Source organism: Hymenobacter volaticus, from assembly GCF_022921055.1.
Lineage (GTDB): Bacteria > Bacteroidota > Bacteroidia > Cytophagales > Hymenobacteraceae > Hymenobacter > Hymenobacter volaticus.
The window spans coordinates 1,287,914-1,312,756 of sequence record NZ_CP095061.1 but is presented as its reverse complement, the minus strand read 5'-3'; the positions used below and the strand labels follow the sequence as shown (position 1 = coordinate 1,312,756).

General features: G+C 54.2%; 20 protein-coding genes, 1 tRNA gene and 1 pseudogene. 15 read left to right on the top strand and 7 right to left on the bottom strand.

From position 1 onward, the window contains the following. Positions 1-68 precede the first annotated feature (68 nt). A complete protein-coding gene (locus MUN86_RS05755) occupies positions 69-2,402 on the top strand; it encodes a GAF domain-containing protein (RefSeq protein WP_245122833.1) in 2,334 nt (777 codons plus the stop codon). 29 nt (positions 2,403-2,431) lie between these two features. Here the strand turns inward: MUN86_RS05755 and MUN86_RS05750 are convergent, their stop codons facing one another. The 3 genes from MUN86_RS05750 to MUN86_RS05740 all read right to left on the bottom strand — a co-directional run bounded on the left by MUN86_RS05750 (position 2,432) and on the right by MUN86_RS05740 (position 4,089). Further along, complete coding sequence (locus tag MUN86_RS05750; protein ID WP_245122831.1) at positions 2,432-3,124, bottom strand: phosphatase PAP2 family protein; 693 nt, start codon at positions 3,122-3,124, stop codon at positions 2,432-2,434. A gap of 133 nt (positions 3,125-3,257) precedes the next feature. Then, positions 3,258-3,339: transfer RNA gene (locus tag MUN86_RS05745), tRNA-Leu, on the bottom strand. Between the two features lie 135 nt (positions 3,340-3,474). After that, positions 3,475-4,089, bottom strand: coding sequence for a phosphatase PAP2 family protein (locus tag MUN86_RS05740; protein ID WP_245122828.1), 615 nt, complete (start codon positions 4,087-4,089; stop codon positions 3,475-3,477). Between the two features lie 220 nt (positions 4,090-4,309). Between MUN86_RS05740 and MUN86_RS05735 the strand changes: the two genes are divergently transcribed. The 14 genes and pseudogenes from MUN86_RS05735 (at position 4,310) to MUN86_RS05670 (ending at position 18,585) form a co-directional block, all read left to right on the top strand. Next, complete coding sequence (locus tag MUN86_RS05735) at positions 4,310-4,960, top strand: class I SAM-dependent methyltransferase (protein WP_245122826.1); 651 nt, start codon at positions 4,310-4,312, stop codon at positions 4,958-4,960. A 103-nt stretch (positions 4,961-5,063) separates the two neighbouring features. Further along, positions 5,064-6,902: a M61 family metallopeptidase gene (locus MUN86_RS05730; RefSeq protein WP_245122823.1), complete on the top strand. Its 1,839-nt coding sequence runs from the start codon at positions 5,064-5,066 to the stop codon at positions 6,900-6,902. Between the two features lie 101 nt (positions 6,903-7,003). Next, positions 7,004-8,245: an MFS transporter gene (locus MUN86_RS05725; RefSeq protein ID WP_245122821.1), complete on the top strand. Its 1,242-nt coding sequence runs from the start codon at positions 7,004-7,006 to the stop codon at positions 8,243-8,245. A 155-nt stretch (positions 8,246-8,400) separates the two neighbouring features. Then, positions 8,401-8,874: a VOC family protein gene (locus MUN86_RS05720; protein WP_245122818.1), complete on the top strand. Its 474-nt coding sequence runs from the start codon at positions 8,401-8,403 to the stop codon at positions 8,872-8,874. Between the two features lie 17 nt (positions 8,875-8,891). Beyond that, the gene (locus MUN86_RS05715; RefSeq protein WP_245122815.1) at positions 8,892-9,101 is read left to right on the top strand and encodes a hypothetical protein; all 210 of its coding nucleotides are present in this window, start codon (positions 8,892-8,894) and stop codon (positions 9,099-9,101) included. Positions 9,102-9,265: 164 nt separating this feature from the next. Continuing rightward, positions 9,266-9,865 carry a porin family protein gene (locus MUN86_RS05710; RefSeq protein WP_245122812.1) on the top strand — a complete coding sequence of 200 codons (600 nt, stop codon included), beginning with the start codon at positions 9,266-9,268 and terminating at the stop codon, positions 9,863-9,865. Positions 9,866-9,968: 103 nt separating this feature from the next. After that, complete coding sequence (locus MUN86_RS05705) at positions 9,969-10,985, top strand: MBL fold metallo-hydrolase (protein ID WP_245122809.1); 1,017 nt, start codon at positions 9,969-9,971, stop codon at positions 10,983-10,985. A 118-nt stretch (positions 10,986-11,103) separates the two neighbouring features. After that, positions 11,104-12,587: pseudogene (locus MUN86_RS05700) on the top strand (sodium:solute symporter). 157 nt (positions 12,588-12,744) lie between these two features. Next, on the top strand, positions 12,745-13,221 hold the full coding sequence (locus MUN86_RS05695) for a TonB family protein (RefSeq protein WP_245122806.1): 477 nt from the start codon (positions 12,745-12,747) through the stop codon (positions 13,219-13,221). A gap of 90 nt (positions 13,222-13,311) precedes the next feature. Continuing rightward, the gene (locus tag MUN86_RS05690) at positions 13,312-15,147 is read left to right on the top strand and encodes an ABC transporter ATP-binding protein (RefSeq protein WP_245122803.1); all 1,836 of its coding nucleotides are present in this window, start codon (positions 13,312-13,314) and stop codon (positions 15,145-15,147) included. Between the two features lie 155 nt (positions 15,148-15,302). Then, complete coding sequence (locus tag MUN86_RS05685; RefSeq protein ID WP_245122800.1) at positions 15,303-16,298, top strand: cation diffusion facilitator family transporter; 996 nt, start codon at positions 15,303-15,305, stop codon at positions 16,296-16,298. A 60-nt stretch (positions 16,299-16,358) separates the two neighbouring features. Further along, positions 16,359-16,889, top strand: coding sequence for a YcxB family protein (locus MUN86_RS05680; RefSeq protein ID WP_245122798.1), 531 nt, complete (start codon positions 16,359-16,361; stop codon positions 16,887-16,889). 222 nt (positions 16,890-17,111) lie between these two features. After that, positions 17,112-17,603 carry a hypothetical protein gene (locus tag MUN86_RS05675; RefSeq protein WP_375379471.1) on the top strand — a complete coding sequence of 164 codons (492 nt, stop codon included), beginning with the start codon at positions 17,112-17,114 and terminating at the stop codon, positions 17,601-17,603. Positions 17,604-17,700: 97 nt separating this feature from the next. After that, complete coding sequence (locus MUN86_RS05670; protein WP_245122792.1) at positions 17,701-18,585, top strand: DUF2911 domain-containing protein; 885 nt, start codon at positions 17,701-17,703, stop codon at positions 18,583-18,585. 119 nt (positions 18,586-18,704) lie between these two features. Here the strand turns inward: MUN86_RS05670 and MUN86_RS05665 are convergent, their stop codons facing one another. The 4 genes from MUN86_RS05665 to MUN86_RS05655 form a co-directional block, all read right to left on the bottom strand. After that, entirely contained in the window at positions 18,705-20,369 is a 1,665-nt protein-coding gene (locus MUN86_RS05665; RefSeq protein WP_311181792.1) for a sodium:solute symporter family protein, read from the bottom strand. Between the two features lie 43 nt (positions 20,370-20,412). Then, the gene (locus tag MUN86_RS31120) at positions 20,413-20,544 is read right to left on the bottom strand and encodes a hypothetical protein (RefSeq protein WP_280640607.1); all 132 of its coding nucleotides are present in this window, start codon (positions 20,542-20,544) and stop codon (positions 20,413-20,415) included. Positions 20,545-20,644: 100 nt separating this feature from the next. Next, on the bottom strand, positions 20,645-23,245 hold the full coding sequence (locus tag MUN86_RS05660; RefSeq protein WP_245122789.1) for a PIG-L family deacetylase: 2,601 nt from the start codon (positions 23,243-23,245) through the stop codon (positions 20,645-20,647). A gap of 263 nt (positions 23,246-23,508) precedes the next feature. Continuing rightward, positions 23,509-24,750, bottom strand: a complete 1,242-nt coding sequence (locus MUN86_RS05655; RefSeq protein WP_245122785.1) for a T9SS type A sorting domain-containing protein — start codon at positions 24,748-24,750, stop codon at positions 23,509-23,511. Positions 24,751-24,843 lie beyond the last annotated feature (93 nt).

Here is a 24,843-nt window from a genome sequence, read left to right as displayed (position 1 = left end):
ACGTATAAATCTACAACCCGATAGGGAGCCGCAATGATTTGGTTACCTTCAGTGTTGTCGCTTTATCTATGCTGCCCGAACCTACAATTGTCCGCAAAACTCTCTCGGAGTTCCCTTTTAAATCGACTCTTAGCTTCGAGCCGATTATAGCGTATTGGCAAGCCCACGAGGATGACCCTAATCCTGGTTTGGCCTTGCTGGCACGGGCCATTGGGGAAAAGGTAGCCGAGCAATCTTGGGTACGTGGCCCAATTACGGACGTGTCCATTCTGGAATGCAACTGCGACCTAGTGGAGACGCTTATGCTAGCTATGTTTCCGCCGGCTTCCTTCAAGTCTGATATAAGTGGAGCTATTGCGCCGTTTCAGCGCTATAGCTTCTACCACACGCCCCGCTTTGCCGACGTGCTGCTGACGAGTTCTAAAACCATCAAGCAGCCGCTCAATATTAATAACCGGGTCTTGGAAATTCATTCCACCCGAATGGCTTACCAACTGATTCTAGACCAGGTATACGGCGTGCAAATGCCGCAATACGGCACTATCACCTTCACTGTCCCTGACTACAGCATTGGGCTTTACCGGCATTACGGCGTTGATTTCAACACCACCTTTCTAAAGGTGCGGGTAATAAACGGCCCACGGCCCGAGCTTACGTCAGACCAAATAGAGCGCCTAACCCGTAATCCCCACCGCATCGATATTTGGCAGGAACTGCTTCCCGTCGACCGATTCGAATTGGAAGGCTTCCACATTCTGCACTTAGTCGACGTTACCGACCAAGAAATCTTGTCGGAACTGAAATACGACTTGCTGGAGCGCGATGTGCTGCAAGCCTCCGACCGGTTAGAGCAAATTCAGGAAAAGCTGCGCGTGCTCTTTGGGCGGCCCTTTTTGCAGCTTGGCATTGCGGCCTACGACGAAAAGAAACAAGCTTTTGTGGACTTCGGCCGCAAGATCAACCATAGTTTTCTTACCAAGCAGCTTCACAGCCAAGATGCGGGCTCGGGCTTCCGGCAGATTTACCGCGAGCTGTGGCAAAACCGCCAGCCGCTGGTGCTCGAAAACGTGGAAACCGCTGAAATTCCCGAAGATTTACGCCAGCAGATTCTCAGTCTGGGCATCCGCTCAGCAATTCTGGCATTGCTACCCTATGGCGATGATACTGTGGGCTTGTTGGAACTAGGCTCTCCCAACATTGGTGACCTCGACGAATTTGATGTGGAAACGGTGGCGCAGTTTGTGCCATTGTTTGCAGTGGCCGTGAAGCGCAACGCCGAGGAAATTCATACCCGCGTGCAGGCCATCATCAAAGAGAAATTCACGGCCATCCATCCCACCATGGAGTGGCGTTTCACTAATGCCGCTCAGAATTTGCTGCAAAAGGTGGAAGATGGCAACCGCAACGCCGAAATGGAAGACATTGTCTTCCACGACGTCTTCCCACTGCATGGCTCTTCCGATATCCGCGGCAGCAGCACCGCCCGCAACGAAGCCGTACAGGGCGACCTGATTGAGCACCTCACGCTGGCCAACAAAGTGTTGAAAAAGGCAGCGGAGTTTCAAGCCTTGCCTATCCTCGACGAGCTAAAATTCTACGTCAACAAAAACCTGCGCCGCTTACGGCAGGGCATTGTGTCGGGGGATGAAGTGAGCATTTTCGAGTCACTAAAAACTGAGGTCGAGCCGCTATTCGAGTATTTAGGCCAGAATACACCCGCCTTGCAGCCGGTTATCAGTCAGTACTGGTCGAACATCGACCCGGAGCTTGGCATTGTGTATAAGCGCCGGAAGGCTTTCGAGCAGAGCACCACCATGCTCAACGATGCCGTGAGCGACTATTTGGACGAGGAAGAGGAAAAGGCTCAGCTGATGTTTCCGCATTACTTTCAGCGCTTCAAAACCGACGGCGTGGAGTACAACATCTACGTGGGCGCGTCGCTAGTAGAAAACAAGCCATTCGACATGGTTTTCCTGAAAAACCTGCGGCTGTGGCAGCTCCTAGTGATGATAGAAATCACGCGTCGCACGGCCGCGCTCAAGCCCGAGTTGCCGGTTCCGCTTGATACTACGCAGCTAATCCTGGTTCATGGCCAGTCCCTAAGCATTCGTTTCCGGCAGGATGAGCGCCAGTTCGATGTAGATGGCGCTTACAATATCCGTTACGAAATCATCAAAAAACGCATTGATAAGGCAACTGTAGAAGGTAGTGGCGAACGGCTCACCCAACCCGGTCATATTGCCATTGTGTACACGCAGCAGCGCGAAAGCGAAGAGTACTGCGAATACCTCGACTACCTTCAGGACCGTGGCCTATTAGAGCCCGAAGTAGAAGAGTTGGAGCTTGAAGAGTTGCAGGGAGTAAAAGGCCTACTAGCTCTGCGAGTAAAGGTGAAGATGTAAAGAGACGAAAGGAGGTTGAGAGTTGGTTCTCAGCCTCCTTTTTCATTTTCTGCCAACTTCACTCCTTCTCGCCACCACAGCCGCAGGGCAGTGCGCAGCAAAATCAGCCACAGCATGCCAGCGGTAAATCCGGCGAGTACATCGGTGGGGTAATGCACGTGCAGATAGATGCGAGTAAGGCCAATAGTCACGGCCCATAGTACCAGCAGTACACTCCAAGCCGGATGATGGCGGTGGCGCCAGAGCAGCCACGCAAAACAGCCGTAGAGGGCCATTCCAATCATGGCGTGGCCGCTTGGGAAGCTCAGGCCCTGCTGGAAGAACAGGGCCGTAGAGGGCCGAGAGCGGTGATAATGAGTTTTGAGCAGCTGATTGAACAGCGAAGCTCCGGCCACCGCCAGAAATAGTTCTAGCGCCTCGCGCTTGCGTCCGCGCCAACTTAGCAGAACGGGCCCTACTATACCTGCTACCACTAGGAAAGGAAACGAAGCAAAAAAGGTGATGAACCGCGCTACAGAAGTCAGCCAGGGTTGCGCGGCGCGTAAGTGGTCCATATGCTGGAACCCCCAATCATCGAATTGCGCCGAGCGTGCTACAAAAACCACCCGCGTCAGGTAGAAGAACAGCAACAGTGACACGATAAACACGCCCCCTAGTAACAGTACTTCCAACGTCAGAAAACTAAAGAGAGCGAGCAGACGGGCAGTGATAGATTTTCTCATCACAGGTAGCACAGATTTCTCGGTAATTACGCAGACGCCACTCCTTTAGGTTGACTATAACCATGTAGAGCCCGCTTCAGCGGAAATCATCTAAACGCAGAAAGCCGGTCCATTGCTGGACCGGCTTTCGGGGTGCGCTCGGGGAGACTCGAACTCCCACACCTTGCGGAACTGCCGCCTGAAGACAGCGCGTCTACCAATTTCGCCACAAGCGCAGAACTGTTACCAAACCGCAAATTCTCGTTCGGAGAGCTATTTGGTTCTGCAAAGATAAGGGCATTTTCTGAGTGAAGGCAAGTTCTTAGGCAAAAAACCAAACAAATCCTCCCGCAAAAACCTGCCCCTAACGCTTATTCAGGCTGTTTTTCAGTTGATTGCGCTTGAATTTTCAACGGTTTGCGAGCCCGAATTTCCAGCTGTTTCAGCAGTGGAATTGCCACAATCAGCCATACGAGCCCGGCTGTAAAGCCAGCCAACACGTCGGTAGCATAGTGTACACGCAGGTAAACTCGGGTCAGGCCGATGAGGGCTATTAGCAGCACTAACCCGCCAATCAGCAACCAGCGCCAACTTGCCCTACGGATGTAGGTGTACGCCAGGTAGATCAGCAAGCCGTAAAACGAGGCGGAAATCATGGCGTGCCCGCTCGGGAAGCTGAGCCCCGACGCCGACACCAAGGGCAGCAATGGGCGGGGACGCTGGTAAAACTGCTTAAGCGCTAAATTGAGCGTGATGCTGCCAAGCGCTACTACTGGCACGAGCAACGAATTCCAGCGGTGCTTGCGTACCAGCAGAAACCAGTTGATGAGCAGGCAGGCCGCCACCGTAATAAAATTGCGCGAGGCAAAGAACGTAACGGCTTCCACCCATTGCTGCCGCGGCCCGAGCAACTGCCGCGTCCAGCGGAAAGCGGCGGCATCGAAGGTAGCTGCATCCTGGTCGAAGACTTCACGGCTTAGCGCCAAAAACCCCACTACCCCGCAATGCCAAGCACCAGCGTAACCGTGAATTCGGTAAGAAAAAGGATAGCAATGGCTCGTAAGCGGCGCAAATGCCTAGTCATAAGCAACAAGAAAGCGTAAGCAATGATGCTTAAAACCCGGAGCTACGTAGGCCCGGTGACAACATAACGGGTTCGGCTAGGCAGCCGTTGTCTAGCGAAATGTACTTGCCAAGTGAAAATGCATGTTTGCTTCTCTTCCTGATGCTGGCTTCGACCGAGTAGCGGCCTTCTATGACCCGCTGAGCCGACTCGTGTATGGCCCGGCACTCCTACGCGCTCAGCAACATGCCTTAGCAACTGGTTTGCCACCCGGCGCGCCGCATTTGCTTGTTATCGGCGGCGGCACAGGAGCAGTACTGCTGGAAATATTGCGCTTACGGCCCCAAGCCACCATTGTATACCTAGAAGCTTCGCCACAGATGCTCGCCAAAGCTCAGGCCCTGCTGCACCGTCAGTACCCAACAGCCACGCAGCAAGTTGTATTTCAACTTGGGACCGAAAAAGTTCTAACCGAACCAGAGGTTTTCGACGGCATCATTACCTTTTTCTTTCTTGATCTTTTCGACCCGCAACGGCTACGACAGGTGGTAACGCAATTAAACGCGACCCGCCGACCTATGGCTCCTTGGCTGCTTGCTGATTTTGCACCGCCTCAGCGGTGGTGGCAGCGCGCCCTACTGATGGCTATGTATCATTTTTTCCGTTTCACAACGGGCATTAGCGGCCGCGACATGCCTCCTATACAGGCGGAACTGGCGCGGCTCGGATTACAGGTAACCAATCAGCAATCCTTCTTCAGAGGCATGGTGCAAGCATCGGTATGGGTGCCCTAGGTTATAAAGAAGGCAAAGCTACTGTGCGCACCTACCCTACTTGGTATCCGGCAACGTCGGCTACCTTTAGCGCGTCCTTCGCTTTCTCTTCTTTCTTTGTTTGATGATTCGGAAAACTGCTACTGCTTTTTTGCTGGCGCTGCCGCTGGCTTTCTGTGAACCTGCGGCCGCGCAGGCGCCTGTCACCTACACGGTTGCTTTTCCTAACGCTGTACACCACGAGGCGCGCGTCAGCGTCACGTTTGCGCAGTTGCCCAACGGGCCGTTGCAGGTCTGTATGGCCCGCTCGTCGCCGGGGCGCTATGCCTTGCACGAATTCGCGAAAAACGTATACGACGTGAAGGCAACCGACTCGAAAGGCAAAGCACTAAGCATCAGCCGCCCTGATCCGTACGGGTGGGACGTAGAAGGCCACGATGGCACCGTCGTGTTTAGTTACACGCTATTCGGCGACCGGACCGATGGCACCTACGCTGGTATTGATGTTCGGCATGCCCACCTCAACATTCCGGCTACCTTGGCCTACGCCCGCGGCCTAGAGCAGCGCCCCGCCGAAGTGAAATTTGATCTGCCAACGGGCTGGCAAGTGGCGTCGCAGTTGCGGCCCGATGCGGCTAAGGGCACTTGGTACGCCCCCAATCTGCAATACCTTATGGACTCGCCTACCTCGCTCGGGCCGCAGAAAATACGCACCTGGAAGGAACAAGGCCGCACCATTGAGATGCAAGTGCTGCACGAGGGCACCGATGCCGAGCTAGACAGCTATGTGGCGCAAGCCAAGAAGGTAGTGAAGGAAGCCGCGGCTGTATTTGGAGAGTTGCCGGAGTACGACTTCGGACGCTACACCTTCGTTGCCAACTATTTGCCCCAAACCAGCGGCGACGGCATGGAGCACCGCAATTCCACTTCCCTTACCAGCAACCGTCCCCTACGCGGCGCCGGCGCCCTCGACAATCTCGGCACGGTGTCGCACGAGTTTTTCCATAGTTGGAACGTGGAGCGCATCCGCCCAAAAGACCTAGAGCCCTTCGATTTCGACCGGGCCAACATGAGCAGCAACTTGTGGTTTGCCGAAGGTTTCACGCAGTACTACGGCGAGCTGTTGCTACGCCGCGCTGGCGCTTACACCGACCAGCAGTATTACGAAGAAGCGTTAAACGGCCTCGTCAACTCTATTTTGCTGTCGCCGGGGGCAGCTAAGTATTCGCCGGTGCAAATGAGCCAGCAAGCGCCGTTCGTGGATGCGGCCGCCGCCATTGACCCCAATAACCGCACAAACACGTATTTGAGCTACTACTATATTGGTGGGGCCAACGCTCTGGCCTTGGACTTGGAATTGCGCGCCAACCACAAAACCACCCTCGATGCCTTTATGCGTGCGGTGTGGCAGCAGCACGGCAAACCGCAGCGCAACTACGCTCCGGAGCGCCCTTATACCATTCCCGATTTGCAGCGGGTGCTAGGCGAAGTGAGCAAGGATACGGCTTTTGCCGGCCGCTTTTTCCGCGAGCATATCTATGGGCATGAGTTACCTAAATTCGAGCAGCTCCTAGCTCCCGCAGGCTTGCAACTCCGCAAGGCCAAAGCCGGGCAAGCAAGCCTCGGCCTCAACCGCTTCCAGTTCCTGCCCGATAGCAGCGGCGCGTTGCTACCCTCCACATCCATCATTGGCAGCCCGCTTTACGTGGCCGGCCTCGACCGGGAAGATGTGCTGCTCAAACTAGATGGGCAGCCGCTGAAGCGAGCCAAAGTGCTGCAACAGCTACTAGCCAAGCACAAGCCCGGTGATGTGGTACCGCTGGAGGTGCGCGCCCGCGACGGTGTCCGCACCGTGCAGATTAAGCTACAGGAAGACTCAATGCTGGAAGTAGTGCCACTGCCGACTGCTACGCGCCAACAGTTGGCATTCCGCAAAGAGTGGCTTAGCGGCAAGGCGAAGTAATTGTCATTCCGACGTAGGAGGGATCTGAGGAAAATTGTTGAATGAAATAATTCAGATTCCTCTTGCGTCGGAATGATAACCTTGCTCATCTGCTTCTAATTATGCCCTCCCCACCCCTCGACCGTCGTTTGTGGCTGCTGTATACCATCATCTTGGTCGATATTATTGCGGGGGCAGCTATTGGGCCCGTGATGCCGGAGTTTGTGCGTGGGCTACCCGAGCCACAGTTGTGGCTGCTACTCGGGATGGGCATATTCTTGGGCGTGCAGCTGTTTTCAGCCCCGCTGCTCGGGCGGTTGAGCGACGGGTATGGGCGGCGGCCCATTTTCATTGTGTCGGCGGTGGGTACGTTGTTGGCGAATGTGTTGCTACTGCCAGTACGGGCGGGGTTGTATTTCGTAAATCGCGCCTCCGATGGTGCTACCAACGGCATGTATTCAACCGTGCGCTCGGCCATCACGGATATTTCGCCGCCCGAGCGGCTGTTCAAGAATCTTGGTTTAGAGGGCGCTATTATTTCGTTGGGCTTTGTACTAGGCCCAATGGCGTCGGGGGTGCTGCTCACCACTTTGCAGGTGCCACCTACGCAGCAGGCCGCTTACGTGATACGGCTGGCGGTGGTGCTGGCGGCTCTCAATATCGGCTTGAGCTTGCTGCTACGCGAAACCCACTTGCAGCGTAACGGCGTCCGGGGCAGTGAGCTACTAGCTGAATTAGGTCGTTCTGTTAATCCGCTTACCCTCTGGTCGCGGCTGCAAGAAAAAGATGCCCGCAACCCCGGCATCCGCCGAATTGTGCTTACGCAAGTAGCTCTCACGCTTAGCACCGGCTACTATGTGTACTTTGTGCTCTACATGAGCTTGGGCGAGTTGCACATGGATGCCCGCACCATCTCCTACTTCTTTATGTTTTTCGGCGCCCTTAGCATTGTGCTGAATTACGGGTTCTATACCTACCTCGCCGACCGTATAAATCAGCGCCGCGCTATTGTATTGCTGGCCCTGCTAGGCACACCGGTATTAGCAGGCTACGGACTGTCAGGGTCTTCCCGCGAAGCGTTTGTGGTACTTGTCGTTTTCGACTGCCTCACGCTTTCCTTGATTCAGGGCTTGCTAGAGGGTTTACTGGCCCGCCGCACTACCGAAGTAGACCGGGGCGAGATTTTTGGGCTGAATCAGGCCTTTCAGGGACTAGCAAGCTTCGCCTCCACGCTGGTTTGTGGGTTGCTATCGATACTGGACTTGCGGCTGCCGTGGGCCTGGTTTACGTTGTGCTTGGCGCTGGTAGCCGTGTTGGCCTGGAACCGCACTCCGGAAGTACCTCCTACTGCGGCTGAAGCATAGCGAAGTGCCGCCAGATTAAGGGCCGTTTCTGCACGTAGCCTGGCAGTTTCCCCTTGCTCATAGCACAGTTAAAAATAGAGGTGAATTGCTGTAATGAATGTTGGTGCTAGGCGATAAATACGTCAAACTAGACCGCACACGCTTCATTACCTACCATGCCTATCTTCGATAATATAGCCAAAGCCGCCAAAGACTTTTTTGTGGAAGGCGACGATACTCCGGCAACTTCAACCACCGCGGGCAAAGCACAGCCAGTAGCTAGTCCCACCCCTTTTGTTGCGGCGCAGCCTGGCACGCCTACTACCCACAACGCTTCCATAACGCAGCCCGAGCAACGCCACGTAGACCATATTGCGGGGCTTTTGGCCGGTGATGGCAAGGACTTCGCGGCCTATATGAAAATGGTGAAAAGCATGGCCGCCGCGGGTATGTCGGGCCAACTGCTCTACCAGACAGCTTTCAACGCTTTTGCTGCCATCAATGGCTCCACTGTGCCCGGGCTGCTGGCTTCGGCTGCTAAGTACGAAACCGTGCTGGAATCAGACCGCAACAAAGTGCTGGAGCGGCACCGAGAAAAAATGGGTGAAATCAAAATCAACAACGTCGCCCGAGCACTCTGCTGCAACTAACGACCCAAGAGCAGCAGTTGGCCCTCGACATTGCCGAGCTAACCAAACAATTGCAAGCAAAGCAACAGCAACTAACCGCTACACAGCAACAGCTTACCGAAGAGCGACAAAAAACTCAATCGGCGCTGGTCAGCTACGAAGCCGCCAATGCCAGCGCCCTAGCTGAGCTACAAACTCACCGCAAAGCCGCCGAAACCTTTCTGGCAACCTCCGCAGCAGTAGGGTAAACAAACTGGCCTGCGTTACGGGCATAGGCTAGCCGATGGCTTGGGAAAAGCTGGAAATGCTTGGCGCTTATGTTATCTTTCAGGAAAATGCACCTCTGATGCAGCCTTTGCGTTGGAGGTGTACTCCCTGTGGTATCAGCCTCAACTGACCTTTCCGCTGTTTTATGCTTCGTCTTTCTATTTTTCTGGTAAGTGTGCTGCTAGCTGGCTCCGCGGCGGCTCAAACCACCCCTATGGCTAATGCCGGTGTTGCCACGTCGTCGCCTACCTTGCCTGGCGTACTAGGGCCCCGCCAAAGCTTCCGCGTCAATGCTGGGTTTATGACGGCGGGCCGGTACGGGTCGGCCTCGTATGTTAGTCCAGAGATGGGCTACAAGCTCAGCAACCGACTGACGGTATTCACGGGCTTAACCTACATGCGTCTTAACCCTGGCCTGACCACTTACGCTGCTGGTGATGGCGCGCCTCGCGCTTGGAGTGGCACCAACCAATACCTCATACAGGCGGGTGCCCAATACGCCGTGTCACCGCGGCTGGCCCTGACGGGTACCGCATGGAAGGATCTGTCGAATTCCGTGCCGCGGGGTATGGTGGTGAACCCTTATGCTGGATTTGGTGGCAACATGGGCTCCGGCATGAGCTTACGGGCCGACTACATGATAAACGAGAACATCACCATATCAGGCGGCATCCGGACCAGCAACGGACAGTCGAGCATGTATCCTGGTTACTCGCCCGGGCTAACCGGCGGCGGTATCTGGTAGCAATACTTCCTGGAACTACGTACGATATAGAATTAGCAGCAAGCCTCGGAAACCTTCCGAGGCTTTGTTGTTTCTTGCACTCACCACCTCCAACCACCACGGCATGGCTCTTCGCCCCACGTATCTTCGCAACGAAGCCCTGAAAACCATTCGTCCCAACTACCCGGGCAACAAGATGATAGGGGCACAATTCTGCAACGGGGAAGAGCTATACGAACCGAGCTTCAGCACCGTACTGCGCTGGCAAACCTCTAAAAACCCGCAGAAAGAAGAAAAGAAGGCCGATACCTGGGTGCCCGAAGTAGTGGACTGCTCTGCATTTCTGAAAAGCCAGGAAGATGGCCTGGTCTGGCTCGGGCATGCCTGCTTTCTGCTGCGCGTTGGCGGCGTCACGCTGCTCACCGACCCGGTACTGTTTTCGTCGTTTGGTTTGCGCCGCCGCCACGAGCTTCCCTGCCGCGCGGAGGACCTAACGGGCATCACCTATCTGCTGCTCAGCCACGGCCACCGCGACCATCTCGACGCGGCGTCCATCAAGCAATTAGCGCGTCAGAACCCCAATATGCAAGTGCTGACCTCGTTGCGCATGGCGCCGCTGATCCGGGATATGGCACCGGGGTTGCAAGTGCAGGAAGCCGGCTGGTGGCAGCAATACAACCTAGGCGACAACGCGCCCTTCGAGCTGTTTTACTTGCCAGCCTCTCACTGGCACCGCCGCGGCCTCAACGACCTGAACCGCGTGCTGTGGGGCAGCTTCCTGCTCCGCACGCCTGACTTCCGTACCATCTACTTCGCCGCCGATACCTCCATGGCCGACCATTTCGAGGAAATCGAGAAGCAGTTCGGCCCGCTCGATATTGCACTGATGCCCATCGGCGCCTACAAGCCCGCCTACATGATGCAACTGAGCCACGTGAATCCGCACGAAGCAGCTAAAGGGGCCAACCAACTGCGGGCCGGCCACGTGGTGCCCATGCACTACGGTACCTTCGACCTGTCCGACGAGCCAGCTTCTGAGCCGCTTCACGAAATCCAAACTGTGGCGCACGGTGGTATGTTGCGCGGGGAACTGCACACGCCCGCCGTGGGGGAAGTGATGCGGTGGCAGGATTGGGAATAGGAGTCTATGCAAAATTGGGAGTTCCTCGTGGTTTAGCGATTAGCTCGGCATTGCGTTTAGCCGCGCTGTGTAGTTGCAAGCGTGGCTGTATCTTTACCTCCCTGTTTTTCGGCCTGCTATGTCTCCTACCCTTATTCTGAGCCTGATTGCAGGCTACTTTGTTGTTCTCATCATCATTTCGATTCTGACCTCGCGCAAAGCCACGAGCGAATCGTTCTTCATTGCCAACCGCAATGCCCCTGGTATATGGTGGCCTTCGCTATGATTGGGACCTCCCTTTCCGGGGTCACGTTCATTTCGATTCCGGGCATGGTGGCCACGCAGTCGTGGAGCTATATGGCGGTGGTGCTGGGCTATACCGTGGGCTACCTCGTGATTGGGACGGTGCTGATGCCCATGTACTACCGGCTGCGGCTGGTAAGTATTTACACGTATCTGGAGCAACGATTTGGGTTTTGGAGCTACAAAACGGGTGCGTTTTTCTTCTTGATTTCCAGAGCCGTGGGGGCCGCGTTCCGCTTGTTCTTGGTGGCGGGCGTGCTGCAATTTGCCGTCTTCGATTCGTTGGGCGTGCCGTTTGCTGTCACCGTGTCGGTCAGCATCTTCCTGATTTACCTCTATACCTTCCGCGGCGGCCTCAAAACTATCCTCTGGACCGATACTTTCCAGACCATGGCCATGCTAGTTTGCGTGGCCGTGAGTATCTACCTGATGGCCGATGAATTGAACCTCGGCTTTGCGGGTCTGATCAAAACCGTGCGCGAAAGCGCCATGTCGCAGATCTACTTCTCCGACGTGAAAGACGACAAGTATTTCTGGAAGCAGTTTGCTTCTGGTGCTTTCATCACCATCGTGATGACCGGCCTCGACCAGGATTTGATGCAGAAAAACCTAAGCTGCCGCAACCTCGGCGACGCACAGAAGAATATGTTCTGGTTCACCATTGCCATTGTGGTGGTGAATGTGTTTTTCCTTTCGCTCGGGGTGCTACTCTACCAATTTGCCGCTGCGAAAGGCATTGCGCTGCCTACCAACGCAACCACCGGCAAAATCATCGGCGACAACGTGTTTCCGCTGCTGGCCACCAACCATTTCACGCTCTTCGCGGGCGTAGTATTCATCCTCGGCATCATTGCCGTAACGTACGCCTCCGCCGATTCGGCCCTCACGGCCCTCACCACCTCGTTCTGCGTGGACATGCTCGACATCAAGCAGTACGAGGAAAACAAGCAGCGGCAGGTGCGGCAGCTCACGCACTTCGGCTTCTCGCTGGTGCTCATCGTGATTATCCTAATTTTCCGGGCCATCAACGACCAAAGCGTTATTACGGCCGTGTTCAAGGCGGCCGGCTATACCTACGGGCCATTGCTCGGGCTTTACGCCTTCGGCCTGTTTATGGGCCGCGGCCTCCATGACCGGCTGGTACCGGTGGTCTGCGTAATTGCGCCCCTGCTTACCTACTTCATCAATGCTAATTCCAAGGCTTGGTGGGGCTACGAGTTTGGCTTTGAAATCTTGATTCTCAATGGCTTGCTCACCTTTGTTGGGCTGCTCGCCATTTCGCGTCCTCGACTTGTTACAGAATTGAACCCTGTTGGGTAAGGGTTGTTTAGGAAGAAGCGTACGTACCTTTGCTGTTTGTGGCGCAGAAAATCTGGTGGATCTGCTGTGCAACGGCTGTTATAGCGCTGGAATTGTTGTGCTTACCGTGTACTAGTTTCCTGCGGCTTCTAAGGCTAGGTGCGCTACTTTATCTTATATGAAACGACTCCTTTGTGTTTTGCTGGCAGGTTTTGCCTTTGCAGCTAACGCGCAGCAGCCTGCTCCTACTACATCGAAGCCCATCGAGCTGAAAGCAGGCCGGATGCAGGTGCAGGCCCGACCCGCTTCCAACCGACCCGATGTAGCGCCATCGTTTCCGGGGGGTGCCGACGCGTTGGGCGCCTTTTTTCAACAGAACATCAAGTATCCGGAGACTTCCGGCGTCAACAATCCTACCGGCAACGTATTGGTAACGGCAACGATTGAAGCCAACGGCCGTCTATCTAATCCGGTGGTGGCGCAGTCGTTGTCGCCGGCCCAAGATGCAGAGGCGTTACGGGTGGTGGCGCTGCTGCCGGCCTTTAAACCCGCTACCCGCAAGGGCCAGCCCATACCAGTGCAAATTAGCCTTCCCGTGCCGTTCGGCAACGGGCAGATTCTGAAGGTAGAGCAGGCGAACAACAAAGATGAATAAATGCAGAAGCGAAAACTTGGAAGCTAGGAGCCGGATGCTATTCCTGCAACTTTTGGCTTCCAAGTTCTCGCTTCTAACTTCTATAAGAGAATGGCCCGAAGCGGAATGAATACCAGCGGTACGACCCTTGAACCGGAAGTGCCCAAGAAAAAATTAACCAAGGAAAGTCTGCGGCACGGGCTGCGGATTTTTCGCTATGTGCTGCCTTATCGGGGCAAGTTTACGGTGGGCATGATTCTACTGGCTTTGTCGAGTGCCACGGTCATGCTGTTTCCCTGGGTGATTGGCAAGCTCACGGATGCGGCGAACGGCAAGCCGTTCGTTTTGCCCAATGGCACGGCTATCAGCATCAACCAAATTGCCATTGGCCTATTTGCCGTTATTGTGCTACAGGGCATTTTCTCGTTTGGCCGCATCTGGTTTTTCACACAGGTCAGCGAGTTTACGGTGCGCGACATACGGCAGGCGCTCTACCAGAAGTTTGTCACGCTCCCAATTCCCTTCTTCGAGAAAAACCGCGTTGGCGCCATCACCTCCCGCATCACTTCTGACGTCGGAATGATTCAGGACTCGTTTTCGCTCACGCTGGCCGAGTTGTTTCGTCAGATTATGACCTTGGTGGTGGGCATTGTGTTCATCATGATGGTATCAGTGAAACTTTCGCTGTTCATGCTGCTCACGTTTCCACCGATTGTGGTGGTAGCCATGGTGTTTGGGCGCAAGATTCGGGTGCTAGCCAAAGCCACGCAGGATGAGCTAGCTAAAACCAACGTCATTGTGGAGGAAACTCTGCAGGGTATCAACACGGTGAAGGCCTTCACGAACGAGCAGTTCGAAACCCAACGCTATACCGCCTCGCTCACGCGCACCGTGCGGGCCGCGTTGAAAAGTAATCTGTATCGGGGTGGCTTCGTGTCGTTCGTCATCATTGGTTTGTTTGGCGGCATCATTCTGGTGCTGTGGCGTGCGGCTTCTCTTGTGGCCGCCGGCCAAATGACTATTGGCGATCTGACGTCATTTGCGCTATACACTATTTTCATTGGTGCCTCGGTAGGCGGCTTGGGCGAGTTGTACGGCAAAGTGCAGAGCACCCTAGGAGCCTCGGAGCGGATCTTGGAAATCTTGGACGAGAAGTCCGAGCCTACTCACCAAACCCGCGTGGCCGGGCTGGCGCCGTTGCAAGTGCGCGGCGACATCGACTACCGCAACGTGGCCTTCCGCTACCCCACCCGCCCCGATTTGCCCGTGCTCAAGGACATCAACTTTGATATTCAGGCCGGTGAAAAGATTGCGCTGGTGGGTCCGTCGGGAGCCGGTAAGTCCACTATTGTGCAGCTGCTGATGCAGTTTTACGAGCTGAGCGACGGCAAGATTCTGATTGATGGCCGCCCGGTCAGCCAGTACGACCTCACGGAGCTGCGCCGCCACATTGGCATTGTACCGCAAGAAACCATCTTGTTTGGCGGCAGTATTCGGGAGAACATTGCCTACGGCAAAACTGACTCCACCGACGAGGAAATCATTGCGGCGGCCCGCAAAGCCAATGCCTGGCAGTTCATCGAGTCGTTCCCCGAAGGCCTCGACACGCTGGTAGGTGAGCGGGGTATCAAGTTGTCGGGTGGGCAGCGCCAGCGCATCGCCATTGCCCGCGCCATCCTGAAGAACCCCGCCATTCTCATCCTCGACGAAGCCACGTCTTCTCTCGACAGTGAAAGCGAAAAACTGGTGCAAGGCGCCATGGACGAGTTGATGCAGAATCGTACGAGCATCATCATTGCCCACCGCCTGAGCACCATTCGCAAAGTGGACAAGATTTTGGTTATCGACGGCGGCCGCATAGTCGAACAAGGCACCCACGATGAACTAGCCCATAACGAAAATGGGTTGTACGCAAACCTGCTGAAGCTGCAGTTCGAGTTGAGTTAGAGCTTACCCGATTTGAAATAGCCCGTCCTGTTGCGTTTACCGAAGCCTATTGTGTGCTGACGTAAAGCACAACAGGACGGGCTATTCAGTCCAAACACCGTCACTTCCCGTACACTCCGTTCACCTATTTGCCAACCCTTAGTTGGCTGCCTGCCATGTCACTCGCGCAAACCAAAAATCGGCTCGGCCTGCTTTCCCTGGTGGTTAGCATCGTGTTGGTATTGGTGAAATTTTACGCCTACTACCTTACTCGTTCGCAAGCCGTTCTGACGGATGCGCTGGAGTCGATTATCAACGTCTTCACAAGTGGTTTTGCGCTTTATAGCATCTACCTAGCCAGCTTACCTAAAGACGAAAACCATCCGTACGGCCACGGCAAAGTGGAATATCTGTCGGTGGGGTTCGAGGGCGGCCTGATTCTGTTTGCGGGAGCATACATCTTTTATAGCGCCACTAGTACCCTGTTTCACCCCCACGAGGTAGCCCGCCCCGATTCGGGTTTGTGGCTGTTAGGTGCTACGGCCGTAGTCAACTTGGCTGTGGGCTACGTGCTAGTACGGGCGGGTCGGCGGCTGCATTCGGTGGCTTTGGTCGGCGACGGGCAGCACTTGTACATTGATGCCTTGAACACCATTGTGTCGTGTACAGCGCTGGCATTGGTATTCTTCACGGGCAATGTGCTCTACGACACCATTGCGGCTTACCTGCTTGGGCTCTTTATCACGGTGAACGGCTACCGAATGCTGCGCAAGTCAGTAGCGGGCCTCATGGACGAATCAGACGTGAAGACCGTGGGCCGCGTAATTCGGGAGTTGCAGCAGCACCGGCAGCCCGCTTGGATTGACGTGCACAACCTGCGAGTGCTGCGCTACGGCGCTGATTTGCACATCGACTGCCACGTGACACTGCCGTATTATTTCAGCCTAGAGGAAGTGCATGCTGAGGTGCACCGCATCGAAGATTTCATTCAGACGCGGTTTGAAGTGGACACGGAAATGTTTGTGCACGCCGACCCGTGCAATTTCTCGGCTTGCTCGCACTGTCACATGCCCGAGTGTCCGGTGCGGCACCACCCCTTCACCCGCGAAATTCCCTGGACGGTAGCCAACACCGTGAAAAACGAGCGGCACCAACTAGCTGAGTCGGAGTAAGAGGTACAATGGCTTTTCACCTCACCCGACGGTGGAATGATATAGCAAACCAATCTGCTTATGCCCTTGCCTCTCCTTGCCCCCGGCGTCACGATGACGGCCGATGAATTTGTGGCTGTGAACTTCCGGTTGTGGCGACAACAGCCGGCAACGCGTCGCAACCACTGGCTTTTGGGGGCAGCCGTGTTCTTGCTGAGTGTAAGCATTGGGCTGGATATGGTGCAAAACGGCCGAATCAATAACCCAAGCACCATAGCATTTTTAACCGTAGGTGTGCTGTATGGCTTGTTTCGTATGAGCCTTGTGCGGTATCAGTTGCGGCGAGGCTACGCAAAAAACGCCGTGCTTCGCGCGCCCACCGACTTCACGTTTGATGCAGAAATGCTCCGAGGTCAAAGCCCAAATGGTCGTTTCGAGACACGCTGGAACACAATGCGCCGGGCCGTGTGGGTGAAACCGAATTGGCTGCTGCTCTACCCCACCGAAGCGGCTTGTTACTACGTGGATTTGCGGTGCCTACAAGCGCCGGGCGCAGCCGAGCAGTTGCTGGCCTTAGTGAGAGATGCCGGAATTACTGTGCGAGAGGTGTAGCTCAAGTACAACGGAGTCAAGCTGCAAGCGCAGGAGTATATAGACGTGAACGAGTTTATCGTTGTCTAACTTCTTGTATCATCAGCTTCCACTCTTATGGCCTCTATACTACAGCATTCCCGCCCTCGTCAGATTCACCGGCGCAATTTGTCGGTTCCAGAGGTGTGGCCACTGGCAGTAGTAGTGCTTGTATTTCTTCGCTGTTGTCTAGCCACCACTTCTTTGAAGCAAACAGAGCCCGAAGTTGACCTACCAGTCACTTCAGGTAGCAGCTGCTTGCGAGACAACCGGCACTATATTATCACCATTAGCAAAGACAACAGACTTTTCTTTAACGTCGATGATGAGCCGTACCGGACTATGGTTATCGAGCAGGTAGCATCACTACATGGTGTTCAACTTACCTACATGCAACAGCAGGAAATGCACCGATTGCCATACATAGGCATGGATGTACGCAGACTGCCAGAGTACTTTTCTTCCTCGCAAATGCAACGTTATGCGCTTCTCAAAACGGGGGTTCCGGCTGGACAGTTAGGAGAGTACATAGATGCTACTCGTCGGGTATTTCGAGAATGTGCTGGTAAGCCAAGCTTCTGCTTCATTCGAGCAGACAAGAAAACGCCTTTTGCTGCTATCCGTCCCATCATTGAGCTTTTGCAGCAGCAAAACATAAACCGCTTCAACTTAAGAACTACTTGGGGAGTGATGTAATATTTCGCTTGCTGCGCTTGCCTAATCACACTGAAACCCGCGCTCCAACGCGGGTTTTATTACTTTTAACCACGAATCAATTTCATTTTCCCCTTTCATGAAAGCACTTCTCTCTCTCACCGCTGGTTTGGCTCTTCTCGTAGCCGCTCCGCAAGTAACTCACGCTCAGATTGCCACTCCTGCTGCTAGCCCCAAAAGCGTCGTACAACAACGGGTAGGTCTTACCGACGTTACCATCACGTATTCGCGCCCAAGCTTGAAAGGCCGCGCTGCTTTCGGTGCCTCATCTCCCCTCGCGCCTCTTGGGAAGCGGTGGCGCACGGGTGCTAATGCCACCACTACCATCAAGTTCTCCGACGATGTGACCCTGGAAGGCAAGAAAGTGCCGGCTGGTGAGTATGGCATCTACACCATCCCGAACGCGGCCGAGTGGACTGTGGTAATCAGTAAAAATACCAAGCAAGGAGCTGATGTCGATGGCTTCAAAGACACCGACAACGTGGCCAGCTTCACCGTAAAACCTTACAAGACAGCTACGAAGGTGGAAACCTTCACCATCAACTTCTCTGACCTCACGCCTGCCACTGCCAACGTGGATATGGTATGGGCAACCACCGGTGCTAAGTTTAAAGTAACATCTGATGTGGACCCCAAAGTAATGGCCCAAATCGATGAGAAAGTGGTGAAAAACGCCACTCCTACCGCCAACGACCTTGCTGCTGCCGCTGTTTATTACTACGACAACAACAAAGACATGAAGCAAGCCCTGACTTGGATACAGAAGGCCAACGAGAAGGACCCTAAGTTCTGGAACGTGCACACCGAAGCTAAAATCCGCATGAAAATGAAGGATTACAAAGGTGCCGCCGCCGCTGCCGAGCAGTCCAAGAAACTCGCGTTGGCTTCTACCCCTCCTAACACCGACTACGCCAAGATGAACGACGACTTGGTAACCGAAACGAAAAAGCCTGCTGCGAAGTAAGCTTCCTACTTAATCTCAAGTAGACAACGAAGTTGACAAAAAAGCCCTCTGCTATAAAGCAGAGGGCTTTTTTGTGTAGTATAGCATCGACACGCAGAACCTGCGAAGGAAAGTTATCATTAGCTTTTTCCATCCTGAAGCAAACTAGCCGAAGGCACGAGGCGCTGGTAACCGGCGGCAAGCAGCATGACCAACCCGCACCCGATGATGTTGAACCACAAGTAGCCGATATCAGTCAGCCAGAACAGCAACAGCACGATAATTTCAGCAAGGATAGCCGCCCAAAATACGGCTCTGCCGCCGATGGATTTCATGAAGAAAGCCACCACGAAAATGCCCAAGATGGTGCCATAGAAGAGGGAGCCGAGAATGTTAACGGCTTGAATTAGGTTTTCGAGCCGGGCGGCAAACGTTGCAAACCCAATACCGAGCACGCCCCACGCAATAGTAGCCCACCGTGAAGCACGTACGCAGTGGCTCCCACTCAGGTGCGGACGGCTAGGGCGATACAAATCAACTACCGTAGTGGAAGCCAGCGCATTAAGTCCCGAAGCCGCCGAGCCCATAGCCGCCGACAGCACCACTGCAATCAGCAAACCGACGAGTCCCTGCGGCAAATACCGCAGCACAAAGGTCAGAAACACATAATCGGTGTCTTTCGCTTCGGCAGAAGGTGCCGCTTTTTTGAGAAGTGCCTGTGCTTCGGTGCGTAATGCGCGAGTGGCTGTGTTGGAAGCTTGCACCTGTGTTTGAGCAGCCGCTAGTTGGTCGGCATCATGGCTGCGCAGAGCCTCTACTAATTGGGTATTAGCGGCTCGCTTCGCCTCAAACAGTTGGCGGTGCTTGTTCTCCAGGGCTTGGAGACTGGGGCCATGCTCTGCCGATTGGGCTACTTGGTCGTGGACCGGACGGTTGAAGGTAAGCGGTGGCGCATTGAATTGGTAGAACACGAAGAGCAGCACCCCGATAAGCAGGATACCGAACTGCATGGGCACTTTCACTAGGCCATTCATCAGCAAACCAAGCCGGCTTTCCGTAATGTCGCGGCCAGCTAAGTAGCGCTGCACCTGGCTTTGGTCGGTGCCGAAGTAGGACAGCGCCAGAAACAAGCCACCCGTCATGCCCGACCAGAAATTGTATCGGTCACTGGGGTCGAAGTGAAAATCGACGAGGTTGAGCTTGCCTTGGTTTCCAGCTACTTGCATGGCCTCTGTGAAGCCCATATCAGCAGGCAGGTAATGCACCAGCAAGTAGCCTGCCACCACCATACCCGTGAAAATGACACCTACCTGCCACTGCTGCGTCACGGCTACGGCCTGCGTGCCGCCAGCCACGGTGTAGAAGATCATTAGGCCGCCAATCAACCAAACCGTCAGGTTGATATTCCAGCCCAAAATGGCCGACAGCACCAACGCCGGTGCATACAGTGAAAGACCATTGCTAAGTCCCCGTTGCACCAAAAACAGCAATGCCGCTAGTGTGCGGGTACGCCTATCGAAGCGGCCTTCCAAGTACTCGTAGGCCGTAAATACCTGAAGCCGCTGGTATATCGGGACAGCGAAAATGGCAATCAGTACCATGGCCAGCGGTAGGCCGAAATAGAACTGAATGAAGCGCATGCCGTCATCGTAGGCCTGGCCGGGCGTACTTAGAAAGGTGATGGCCGACGCCTGAGTGGCAATAATGCTTAGCCCAATGCCCCACCACTGCGCCTGCCGGTCGCCGAGCAGATAAGAATCCATGGTTTGGCCGGCACGCCGCGTGCGCCAAGTGCCATACCCCACAATAAAGAGCAACGTGCCCCCAACACCACCCAGTCGAGTAAGCTCATGAAGCGAAGAGCTGGGTGAGATACGTGAAAAGTCCTACTTCCGCCGCCAGTGCTCCGAGCACCAGCCAGTACCAAGCCCGCCAAGAAGGCAGCAACGGAGGCTTTTCAGTTTCAGATTGGGTGGGCATAAAGGCGGGCAACTAGAGCGAGGAACTGGAAACTAAGAAGCTAACTTCTCTTAAAATGAGAGAAACTGTCGGGCTTACTTGCCCAATGACACCATATTTGTCAAAAGGCGGTACGCGCCGGGCACCCCGGCGGGCAATTCCCGGAAAAGCGAGAGGCCAGTGTAGATATAATGACCTTTGCCGTAGTCGGCAACGAGGATGGCGCTTTCCTTAGCCGACTCGTTGGGGTCGTGGCTACTGATGACAGGTTGGTACTTGGCATCCCACTGCGAGGGATAGTAAAGGCCCTGCTCCTGCACCCACCCTCGAAATCCTTGGCGGTTAGTTTGTTGGGTGTGTTAAGCAATGGCTGTTGCGGCTTCAGGAAGGTAACGGCTGCGTTTTCCACCGTTACCCGGTCGCTAGAAAGGGTAAGCGGGTACGGTCCGATCTGCGGCATCACGGTACCCCGGTTCACTACGTACTGCACCACCATATTGCCCCCATTTTCGACGTAGCGCAGCAACGTAGGCTGAAGGGCCTTGAGCCTATCAATGGTGTTGTAGGCCCGCACACCTAGCACCACGGCATCAAAGCGACGCAGGTTTTGGTCGGTAATATCCTCGGGCTTGAGCAGCGTCACGTTGTAGCCGATCTGGCGGAGCGCGTCGGGCACTTCGTCGCCAGCACCCATTAGGTAACCAATTTCTTGGCCTTTGCGCTTGAGGTCCAACTTCACGAGCGGAGCTACTGCTTCGGGGAACAGCGTTTGCGTAGGAATGTGATTGTACTCGATGGCCTGATAGCCGCGCGAATATTGCTGCCCATCCACGGTAGCTACGGCGCGCAACTCGGTTTTGCCCTCGGCTGCACCGGCGCTAGGCTGCACCTGAAACAGCACAGTTTGCTCGGCGTCTTTGCTGGCTAGGTCAAACGGAATACTAGCAGGCTCGGCTTTCCAGCCCTTAGGTAATGTTAAGGCCAAAGTGCCTTTCACGCCTGCCTTGCCTGCTCGCAGCGTCACTGGTACAGTCTTGGGCTGATTTTCGGCAAAGACGTACGCCCGGCCAGCTATGTTCACGGCTACGGGAGGCACTACGGCCAGCGGGCGGTACTTCTCCCCTTCCACCGGGTCGGTGCTTTTGTATTGAACGGGAATCTGATACGTAATTTGTTTGCCTTGCACGGCCGTATTCACCTCAACAGTTAGAGAACCAGGTGTTTCCGGGTTTCCAACTAACTGTTGCTGCTGAACTACCACTTGCTGGCTCTTATTTTTTGAAGGGTGTAGTCCTTTAGATGCTAAAAGCAAGGAGGTGTCTCCTTGCACGGCTAGTAGCTTAGCAGGAATAGCATACATACCTACTGTGCCCGGCTCTCGCAACCAATAAGGCTGCGACACGGGCACCTGCGCACCGAGTGGCAACTGCAGTGGTAAAGTCAGCGTTTGGCCCTCTAGTAAATCTTTATTTACCGAGTTGTTCAAGTTGAAGCCGTTCACGCTTACGCTTACTACGCCTACAGATGCTTGTGAACGGTTTAGCGCCGTGAGGGCTACCTGCACTGTTTGTCCCGAAGCGACGTTGGCTTCCGTAGCTACAGCTTCCAAGTACAAACCGGCACAAGCCTGAATCAATTTTTCGAGTTCTTGCTGCTTGGTTTCTATCCATGCATAACCAGGCTGCAAGGTGCGGCCTTTGGTCCCATATAGCACTCCCCAAGCGTCCATCTCCTTTCTAACTGCTAATAGCCCTACCACGCTAGCCGACGGATTAGCCGGGTCATACTTCCGAATCACCTCGTCTATCATTTTCCCAATAGCAGTTCCGCCAGGCACCCGATTCCAGGACATATCAATGCCCTCGAACGGATTGGTCTTGGCCTTATCGCCTTTCACATATTGGAGATATTCCAGCGCCTCACCGCGTGTGGCGTTAGAGCCAAATCCCTGGCTTTTGTGCTGTGAACGGCTACGGGCAGCAATTTCACCGTAGCTCTGGCCTAATAGCGGATTGTAAGCCCCCGCATCCACCTTGAGGTAGCCGCTCATGTCTTCGCCGGCCTTCACAAAGAAGCTACCGGTGTTCCAAAAAAGGCGCTTGGGCTGCCATACTTGCACGTACTTCAGTTGCTCGGGAAACCGTTTGGGGTCGCCAGCTGCATCGAAGGCCTCGGCAGCCAGAATGGCGGAGGCAGTATGGTGGCCGTGGCCGGCGCGAGCATCGGGCGGAAAGCGGGTAATAAGCACGTCGGGACGGCGCTGCCTAATCACCCACACCATATCGGAAAGCACTTGCTCTTTGTCCCAAATAGTGAAGGTTTCCTCGGCGGTTTTCGAGAAGCCAAAGTCGTTGGCCCGGGTGAAGAACTGTTGGCCGCCATCGATGCGGCGGGCCGCTAGCAATTCCTGCGTCCGAATCACGCCGAGCTGTTCGCGCAGTTCCGGCCCGATGAGGTTTTGGCCGCCGTCGCCGCGGGTGCAGCTCAGGTAGCCGGTTTCCAACAGACGGCCATTGGCGAGGTAGCCTATCAGGCGGGTATTCTCGTCGTCGGGGTGCGCGGCCATGTACAGCGCCGAGCCTAGCACGTTGAGCTTCTTAAGACCCAGCAGAATTTCTGAAGACGAGTAAGTTTTGGGGGCTTGAGCAAAAGCAATTGAGGCCGGCAGCAGCGGCAGTACCGCCAAAAGGCTGGCAGCACAGAAAGAACGTAGGCGCATCATGAATCGGAGTAAGAGCAATAGCGGTAAATATACAGGCCGATGCGGCAGCTTACCTGCGTCGGCCTCCAAGAAGTACTTGAGCTGCGTGCTGAAAGCAAATTGTTAGGGGTGATTACCAGTGTTGCTGGCCTAGGTTAGCTTCCGGTAGTAGTTGGTTCAACTCCCGAAGGCTGGAAGTGTTGCTTGAAACGGTGATTATCAATTCACACAAAAAAGTCCTCCCAATAACTTGGAAGGACTTTTTCATCAGGCGATAAGTCAGATTATTCTTTTAGCAGCTTCAATGCTTGCTGCTCTCCGCTCAAGCTTAAGCGCAGGTGATACAAGCCTTTCGGTAAGCTAGCTAGTTCGGGCAGCTGGACTTGACTAGTACCAGCACTTAAAAGCAAGGGCTGATTGAATACTGTACGCCCAAGCATGTCCGTTACAACCACGGTGCCGGAGCGGGTGCCATCCTGCGCGGGCAGGGTCAACGTTATTTCGCTGCTGAAAGGATTAGGGGCAGCTATAAGCGCCGCCAGTGCCCCTGCTTTACCGAAACTGACCACTTGGGGGCCATAGAATGTCTCTTTATTGTCAAGGTCTATTTGGCGCAAACGGTAGTAGCGTACACCAGCTTTGTTAGGTTCGATATCTGTGTAAGTGTAACGACGGCGGCCAACAATGCTTCCTTCACTCTGGCTAGGTACAAAGCTCAGCGACCGAAACGTGCGGCTATCAGTCGACACTTGTATTTCATATCCACGGCTATCTACCTCCGAAGCAGTTTCCCAGTTTAACAGCACATTTGCTTCTTGGCGCTTGGCTTCGAAACTAGTAAGAGCAACAGGCAAAGGTCCTTGGCTAACAGTAAAAGTCCTCTGAAAATTTCTGCTATTGTTACTGTAATACATGGTTCCAGTACCTCCACTTTCACATCCTTGAACATTAGCTGTTACAAATACTTCTATTATATAGCTTCCCGGAGTTAATCCTCTTATAATATTTACATTGTTTACAAGGTTAAAGGCATTACCCCAACGCTGGTCGCCTGGATTATACGGTTTGCCAGGATTGTTAGGATTAGGTAAACCGCCTAAGTCAGCTCCAAAACGTAATTGAATCCGTGTAAAATTTTCTATAGGAACATTTCCAGGCGTCCCATCACGGTGCACATAATAATATAAATCAGCTCCTGTGATGTCGCAGCCACTATTTTTATAAGTCTTTGTTTCTCCTCCTCGAATCATTAAGGATTCATCGGTACGAAAATCTCCGAAACTCTCGCCATCAAAATCACTGTAGGGTGTATTTGTAAAAGGGCCGTTGAGGTCATAAATTACTTCATTCGCACTTTTGACTTTTGCCACAACGAATACGTCGAAGAAGCCTCTATCATTGTCAGTGTTAAACTGACCATAAACTGGCGCTAACTTTAATAATAAAGTAAGCAGAAGTAGCCAATACTTGCGACTAAGCGCAAGTGAGATAGGCATTGTAGTAGAAATGGGTAAACTCGTTTTCATAGAAAATTGGTAGGAGGTGAAAGTGGCGAGGCAAAAAAGCGGCTAAGTCATAGCATCATGAAGCCGATGAGCAGAACGTAAGCCGACATGCAA